Genomic DNA, 6917 nt, shown 5'->3' on the forward strand with positions numbered 1-6917 from the left:
CTCCAGCGCCCGCGCGATCCCGAAGTCGATCACCCGCGGCCCGTCGATGGTGATCAGCACGTTGGACGGCTTGAGGTCCCGGTGCACCAGCCCCGCGCCGTGGATGTCGCTCAGCGCCCGCGCCAGCCCGGCCGCCAGGATCCGCACCGTCCGCTCCGGCAGCGCCCCGTGGTCCCGGCCGACCACCCGCTCCAGCGAGGGCCCCGCCACGTACCCGGTGGCCACCCACGGCACCGCGGCCTCGGTGTCGGCGTCCAGCACCGGCGCCGTCCAGTCCCCGCCGACCCGCCGCGCCGCCCGCACCTCCTGGCGGAACCGGGCCCGGAACTCCTCGCGCTCGGCGAGCTCCGCCCGCACCAGCTTCACGGCCACCGTGCGGCCCCGGTCCGACCGTGCCAGGTACACCCGCCCCATGCCGCCCGCGCCCAGTCGCGCCAGCAGCCGGTACGCCCCGATCCGCTCCGGGTCGCCCGCACCCAGCATCTCCATCGCCGTCGTCCTCCCCCCGGACCGGGCACCGCGCCCCGCGGCCCCCGACAGCTCGTGACTCCGAAGGGTAACCGCGCTTCTCCCCGGCCGTGCCACGGGCCGGACACGCCCGCGCAACAGGCCCGACGGCACCACGCCGCCTCCGTGACGGCCCTGTCGCCGCCCGGCGCAGTGGATCTACGCTCTGCCGCATGACCTCCACGACGCCGCACACCCCTCAGCCCGACCCCGAGACCGGCGCCGCCGTCAAGGCCGCGGACCGTGCCCATGTCTTCCACTCCTGGTCCGCGCAGGAACTCATCGACCCGCTCGCCGTGGCAGGCGCGGAGGGGTCGTACTTCTGGGACTACGACGGCAGGCGGTACCTGGACTTCTCCAGCGGGCTGGTCTTCACCAACATCGGCTACCAGCACCCCAAGGTGGTCGCCGCGATCCAGGAGCAGGCCGGGAAGCTCGCCACATTCGCCCCCGCGTTCGCCGTGGAGGCCCGCTCGGAGGCGGCCCGGCTGATCGCCGAGCGCACCCCCGGCGACCTCGACAAGATCTTCTTCACCAACGCGGGCGCCGAGGCCGTCGAGCACGCGATCCGGATGGCGCGCCTGCACACCGGCCGCCACAAGGTCCTCTCCGCCTACCGCTCGTACCACGGCGGCACCCAGCAGACGGTGAACGTGACCGGCGACCCGCGCCGCTGGGCCTCCGACACCGGGCAGGCCGGCGTGGCCCGCTTCTGGGCCCCGTTCCTCTACCGGTCCCGCTTCTACGCGGAGAACGAGGAGCAGGAGTGCGCCCGGGCGCTGGAGCACCTGGAGACCACGATCGCCTTCGAGGGCCCGGCGACGATCGCCGCGGTGATCCTGGAGTCGGTCCCGGGCGGCGCGGGGATCATGGTGCCGCCGCCGGGCTACCTCCAGGGCGTCCGGGAGATCTGCGACCGGTACGGCATCGTGTTCGTCCTGGACGAGGTGATGGCCGGCTTCGGCCGCACCGGCACCTGGTTCGCCGCCGACCTGTTCGACGTGGTGCCCGACCTGATGACGTTCGCCAAGGGCGTCAACTCCGGCTACGTCCCGCTGGGCGGCGTGGCGATCTCGGCGAAGATCGCCGAGACCTTCGCGCGCCGCCCCTACCCCGGCGGCCTCACCTACTCCGGGCACCCGCTGGCCTGCGCGGCGGCCGTCGCGACGATCCGGGTGATGGAGGAGGAGGGCATCGTGGAGAACGCCGCGCGGCTGGGCGCGGAGGTTCTGGGCCCGGGGCTGCGGGAGCTGGCGGAGCGGCATCCCTCGGTGGGCGAGGTGCGCGGCGTCGGCATGTTCTGGGCCGTGGAGCTGGTCCGCGACCGCGCGACCCGTGAGCCGCTGGTGCCGTACAACGCGACCGGGGAGGACAACGCGCCGATGGCCGCCTTCGCCGCGGCTGCCAAGGCCAACGGGCTGTGGCCGTTCGTGAACATGAACCGGACGCACGTGGCGCCGCCGTGCACGATCACCGAGAGCGAGCTCAAGGAGGGACTGGCCGCGCTGGACGCCGCGCTGGCCGTGGCGGACACCCACACCGTGTGACCCCGCACCGGGTGACCCGCGCTGTGTGACCCCACACGTGTAATCCCGCACTGTGTGACCCCGCGCTGTGTGACCCCACACCGTGTGACCCCGCACTGTGTGACCCCACACCGCCATGCCGCGCACCCACCCCGCTCCGCCCCTCCCCGTCCGGCCGCCGCGGCGCGTGCCGGGCGGACGGGGAGGGAGGGGAGGGGCCGGGGGCCCGCTCGCCCGCCGCTGGTTAAGGTGACCGCAGACCCGCCGCGGAGGTACCGCGGGCGCACCAGGGAAGGGAGAGCGCCGATGGGAGCGACCGGCGCCCCCGGCCCCGTGACCCGCAGCACCCTGCGGCAGCAGATCGCCGAGGCGTTGCGCGACGAGGTGCTGGCCGGCCGGCTGCACCCCGGCGAGGAGTTCACCGTCAAGGAGATCGCCGAGCAGTACGGCGTCTCCGCCACCCCGGTCCGCGAGGCGCTGGTCGACCTGGCCGCGCAGGAGCTGCTGGAGGCGGTGCAGCACCGCGGGTTCCAGGTGCGGGCGTTCAGCGTCGAGGACTTCCGGTACATCGTGCAGGCACGGGTGCTGGTCTCGGACGGCATCTTCGACCGGCTGACCGCCCGGGCGCGGGCCGCCGACCGCGCCTTCCCCGACGAGGCGGAGGCGGCGTCGCTGCTCGCGGTCCGCAGGCGCGGCGAGGAATGCCAGCGGGCCGCTCAATCGGGGGAGTTGTCGGTGCTGATCGGCTACGACCTGCGCTTCTGGCGTGAGTTGAGCAGCCTCTTCGGCAACCCGTACCTCACGGACTTCCTGCACCGGCTGCGCGTACAGGCCTGGGTGTGCACGGTGCAGCACCTGCGCAGGCTCTCCGACCTGCGCGAACACATGTGGGCCGGGCATACGTCCCTGGTGGACGCACTGGGGCGCGGCGACACCACGGAGTCGCGGCGTCTGGTCGCGGAGAGCAACTCCTTCTCCCTGGAACTGGTGGAACGCCTCACCGCCTCGGGCCGCGAGCAGGGCACCCGGACGCCCGGGGACGGATAGAGGCCCCTTCCACGGGGGACCACATCTGCACGGGCCGGTCCGGGCCCGCCCCGCACCCACTACGCTTCCCATTCCACCTCTGACCCGAGGAGCCGTCCTTTGGCCTGTGACCTGTGGCTGGTCCCGCTCGTCGACGTGTTGTGCCACACCCCGGACAACCCCTTCGCCGAAGAACTCGCCCTGTACGACCGGGCGTTGATGGCAACCGGAGCGCAACCGGTGCCGATCCACCAGTACATGCCGGGCATTTCGGGCGACGTCGCCCCGGTCGCCGGCTTCGACTACGAGGCACTGCACTTCCTGCGGCGGGTCTACCTGCTCCAGGCCTGCGGGCTGCCGGTGACGCCGGTGGACGAACTGGGCGGCGACTACGAGCAGTTGCTGGAGATGTTCGAGGGAACGGCGCAGCAGTCACATCTGGTCTGGCACTACGACCACGCCGGGGCCTACCTCCCGGTGGACTTCCCGCACCCGCTGGTCAACGACGAACTCCTCGACAACGGCGGACCGTTGGGTTCCTCGCACGGTCTGCTGCGCGACCTGGAGTTCATCGGGCCCGCGCTGGGCATCGACCCCGCCAACCCGCCCGCCGCGCCCGCGCCGCCGTCCGCGCCCACGGAGCTGGAGCAGCCGGCGGAACCGGCGCCGTACGACCCGAGCCCGTTCGCCCGCGAACGTCACGTGTGGCTGGGGCTGCACGCGGCGGCGGTGCGGAGTCTGGGGCAGGGGTCGATGATCGTGTTCAGCTGATGGGAGAGGCGGAGGCCGCCCGGGCCTACGGGCGGTACCCGGAGCTGTTGCCGGAATTCGTCCGGGACGCGCGGGGCGAGGACGGACGGCAGGTCGTCGTCCTGCGCTGGGAGGAGTCCCAGGAGCTGGCGCGCCTCAGCCTCTCCCGGTTCCCCGCGTGGAACAGCGTGAGCCTGGACTGGTCGGCGGTTCCCCCGGTGGAGTCCGTGGAGTGGGACGACGGGGCCGGGTTCGCGGCGGTGCTGCGGCGGTACGGCGCGGGGGCGGACGCGGTGGTCGTCTTCTGGGGCGACCTCTCGGTCCCCACGGTGGTGATGCCGGTGGACGTCGCGGTGCGACGCGCGGCCGAACTGTGGGACGTCGGGCCCGAGTTCTGGACGTATCCGCTCGACGGCGACGTCCTGGTCGAGGCGCGCTGGGGCTCCCCCGTCGTGGTGGGTCGTATCCCCTCGGACCCGGCCCAGGCCCCGGCCCCGGTCCCCTGAGGAGCCGCACCCGCCCGGCCCGGTGACCCGCGGGAGGAACCCGCGGGCCGCCGGGCCGGGAGTGGGGTCAGGCGGAGAGGGTCTCCGCGAGGACCCGGGCGGCGCGCTCGGTGTCGGCGAAGCCGACGTACAGCGGGGTGAAGCCGAAGCGCAGGACGTCGGGGTGGCGGAAGTCGCCGACCACCCCGCGGGCGGTCAGTTCCCGCATGATCTCCCCGGCCCGGTCGTGCCGGAGGGCGATCTGGCTGCCCCGCTCCCCGTGCGCGAGCGGCGTCACGCACTCGACCACGCCCTCGGGCACGTACCGCGCGACGCACTCGAGGAAGAAGTCCGTGAGCGCGAGCGACTTGTGCCGGACCGCGGCGATGTCCACGCCCTCCCAGACGTCCAGCGCCGCGTCCAGGGCGAGGAGGGAGAGGATCTCCGGGGTGCCCACCCGCCCCCGCACCGCACCGGCGGCCGGGGTGTAGCCGGGGCGCATCCCGAACGGCTCGACGTGCGAGTTCCATCCCGGCAGCGGCGTGTCGAACCGCTCCTGGAGTCCCTGCCGGACGTACAGGTACGCCGGCGCGCCGGGGCCGCCGTTGAGGAACTTGTAGGTGCAGCCGACCGCGAGGTCCACCCCGTGCTCGTCCAGCCCCACCGCCAGCGCGCCCGCGCTGTGGCAGAGGTCCCAGACGGCCACCGCGCCCACCGCGTGGACCGCGGCGGTGAGACCCGGCAGGTCGTACAGCCGTCCCGTGCGGTAGTCCACGTGGTTGAGCAGCACCGCCGCGGTGCGCGGACCGAGGGCCCCCGGGACCTCGTCCGGCAGTACCGGCCGCAGCGCGCAGCCCGTCATCCGTGCCGCCGACTCGGCGATGTAGCCGTCCGTGGGGAAGGTCGTGGCGTCGACCAGGATCTCGTCCCGCTCCACCGCGCCGTCGCCCTCACGGGCGATCCGCACCGCCGCGACCAGCGCCTTGAAGACGTTGACCGAGGTGGAGTCGCCCACCACGACCTGCCCCGGCGCCGCACCGATCAGGGGCGCGACGCGGTCGCCGATCCGTTCGGGCGCGGTCCACCAGCCGCTCTCCTCCCAGGACCGGATGCGCAGCTCGCCCCACTCGCGCAGCACGACGTCCCGCAGCCGCTCCACGACGCCCGTCGGCAGCGCGCCCAGGGAGTTGCCGTCCAGGTAGACGACGTCGTCGAGCACGAACCGGGAGCGCAGGGCGGCCAGCGGGTCGGCCGCGTCCAGCTCGGTGGCCTTCGACAGGAGTTCAGACATGGGAGCGCGCCGTCCAGAGCTCGGGGAACACGGTGTTGCGGGCGCGCTTCTCCAGCCAGGCCACCCCGGCGGAGCCGCCCGTGCCGGTCTTGGCGCCCATGGCGCGGCGGGTGGCGACCAGGTGGTCGTTGCGCCAGCGCCAGACCAGCTCGGCCACGTCGGTCAGCGCCTCGCCGAGGCGGACCAGCGGGTCGTTCTGGTCGCGGCCGTAGATGTCGGTCCACACCCGCTCGACCTCGGGCGACGGCTCGTACTTCTCCGAGACGTCGCGCCGCAGCACCGCCTCGGGCACCGGGTGGCCGCCGCGGGCGAGGAACCGCAGCACCTCGTCGTAGAGCGAGGGTTCGTCGAGCGCCTTCTCCAGCTCCGCGTGGGCGCGCGGGGTGCCGCGGTGCGGGACCAGCATCGAGCGGGACTTGTCGCCGAGGAGGAACTCCATGCGGCGGTACATCGCCGACTGGAAGCCGGAGCCCTCACCGAGGGCACCGCGGTAGGAGTTGAACTGCGCCGGGGTGAGCTGCCCCAGCGGGATCCAGGAGGCGTTCAGCGCCTCCAGCTCCCGTACCGAGCGCTTGAGCGCGTCGACCGCCGTGGGGACGTCGTCGCGGCACAGGGCCTGCGAGGCGGTCTCCCACTCGTGGACGATCACCGTGAACCACAGCTCCATGACCTGGGTGGTCACCAGGAACACCATCTCGCCCGGGTCGTCCGAGCGGAGCTGCTGGAGATGGGTGAGCACATCCGCCCGGACGTAGTCCTCGTAGGGCGTCGAGCCGTCGAACTCGAGATGCGGGGTCTCCGGCTCGTGGGTCTGCTGAGCCTGTCGGGACATCGCTGTCTCCTGCTGTACTCCGGGTAGCGGTCCGCCCCTGCCGATACCGGCACGGGGGCCCCGGTCCCCGCGGCAATCCTCCGCAATGATCCCCCGGTCGGGCAATACCCGCCTGGTGGGACCCTTCCGGACGACGACCGCACGACGACATCCGCACGACGACACGCGCACCACGACACCCGCACCACGACAGCCCCGAGAGAGGTTGGAACGCATGACCGACGAGGAGAGGACGGCCGCCGCCCGGGAGCGGACGGCGGCCGAGGAGAGATCCGTCTTCTCGCACGAGCCCGTCGCCCCGGACGCCACCCGTGCCTACGGCGACCATCCGGACCAGGTGGTCGACTTCTACGCCCCGCAGGGCGGGCGAACGCCCGCGCCGCTGGTCGTGATGATGCACGGCGGGGCCTGGCGGGCCCCGTACGACCGGCTGCACGTCACCCCCTTCGCCCGCTTCCTGGCCCGCCGCGGTCTCGCCGTGGCCGTGCCCGAGTACCGGC

At 73.4% G+C, this 6917-nt stretch carries 7 protein-coding genes and 1 pseudogene; 5 read left to right on the plus strand and 3 right to left on the minus strand.

Going from position 1 to position 6917, the window contains the following annotated elements; all coding sequences use genetic code 11:
• A partial coding sequence (locus tag HW445_RS14190; RefSeq protein ID WP_180221383.1) for a serine/threonine-protein kinase occupies positions 1-489 on the minus strand: 489 nt, incomplete at its 3' end.
• Positions 490-680: 191 nt separating this feature from the next.
• On the opposite strand from HW445_RS14190, the gene HW445_RS14195 reads away from it, so the two are divergent.
• From HW445_RS14195 to HW445_RS14210, 4 genes are all read left to right on the plus strand, one after another.
• Positions 681-2054, plus strand: coding sequence for an aspartate aminotransferase family protein (locus HW445_RS14195; RefSeq protein WP_180221384.1), 1374 nt, complete (start codon positions 681-683; stop codon positions 2052-2054).
• Between the two features lie 285 nt (positions 2055-2339).
• A complete protein-coding gene (locus tag HW445_RS14200) occupies positions 2340-3080 on the plus strand; it encodes a GntR family transcriptional regulator (protein WP_180221385.1) in 741 nt (246 codons plus the stop codon).
• Between the two features lie 99 nt (positions 3081-3179).
• Positions 3180-3830, plus strand: coding sequence for a hypothetical protein (locus HW445_RS14205; RefSeq protein WP_151773446.1), 651 nt, complete (start codon positions 3180-3182; stop codon positions 3828-3830).
• Positions 3830-4315 (plus strand): hypothetical protein, encoded by a 486-nt coding sequence (locus HW445_RS14210; protein ID WP_180221386.1) that lies wholly within the window; start codon positions 3830-3832, stop codon positions 4313-4315. Before HW445_RS14205 ends, HW445_RS14210 begins: the two co-directional genes overlap by 1 nt.
• 67 nt (positions 4316-4382) lie before the next feature.
• Here the strand turns inward: HW445_RS14210 and kynU are convergent, their stop codons facing one another.
• Together kynU and HW445_RS14220 are read right to left on the minus strand one after the other, a co-directional pair.
• The gene (kynU, locus tag HW445_RS14215; RefSeq protein WP_180221387.1) at positions 4383-5585 is read right to left on the minus strand and encodes a kynureninase; all 1203 of its coding nucleotides are present in this window, start codon (positions 5583-5585) and stop codon (positions 4383-4385) included.
• Positions 5578-6417 carry a tryptophan 2,3-dioxygenase family protein gene (locus HW445_RS14220; RefSeq protein ID WP_180221388.1) on the minus strand — a complete coding sequence of 280 codons (840 nt, stop codon included), beginning with the start codon at positions 6415-6417 and terminating at the stop codon, positions 5578-5580. The genes kynU and HW445_RS14220 overlap by 8 nt, the downstream gene beginning before the upstream one ends.
• Before the next feature lie 214 nt (positions 6418-6631).
• Here HW445_RS14220 and HW445_RS14225 point away from each other — a divergent pair.
• A pseudogene (locus HW445_RS14225) lies at positions 6632-6917 on the plus strand (alpha/beta hydrolase); the annotation flags it as partial.

The sequence above is a fragment of the Streptomyces sp. UH6 genome, from assembly GCF_013421635.1.
Lineage (GTDB): Bacteria > Actinomycetota > Actinomycetes > Streptomycetales > Streptomycetaceae > Streptomyces > Streptomyces abyssomicinicus.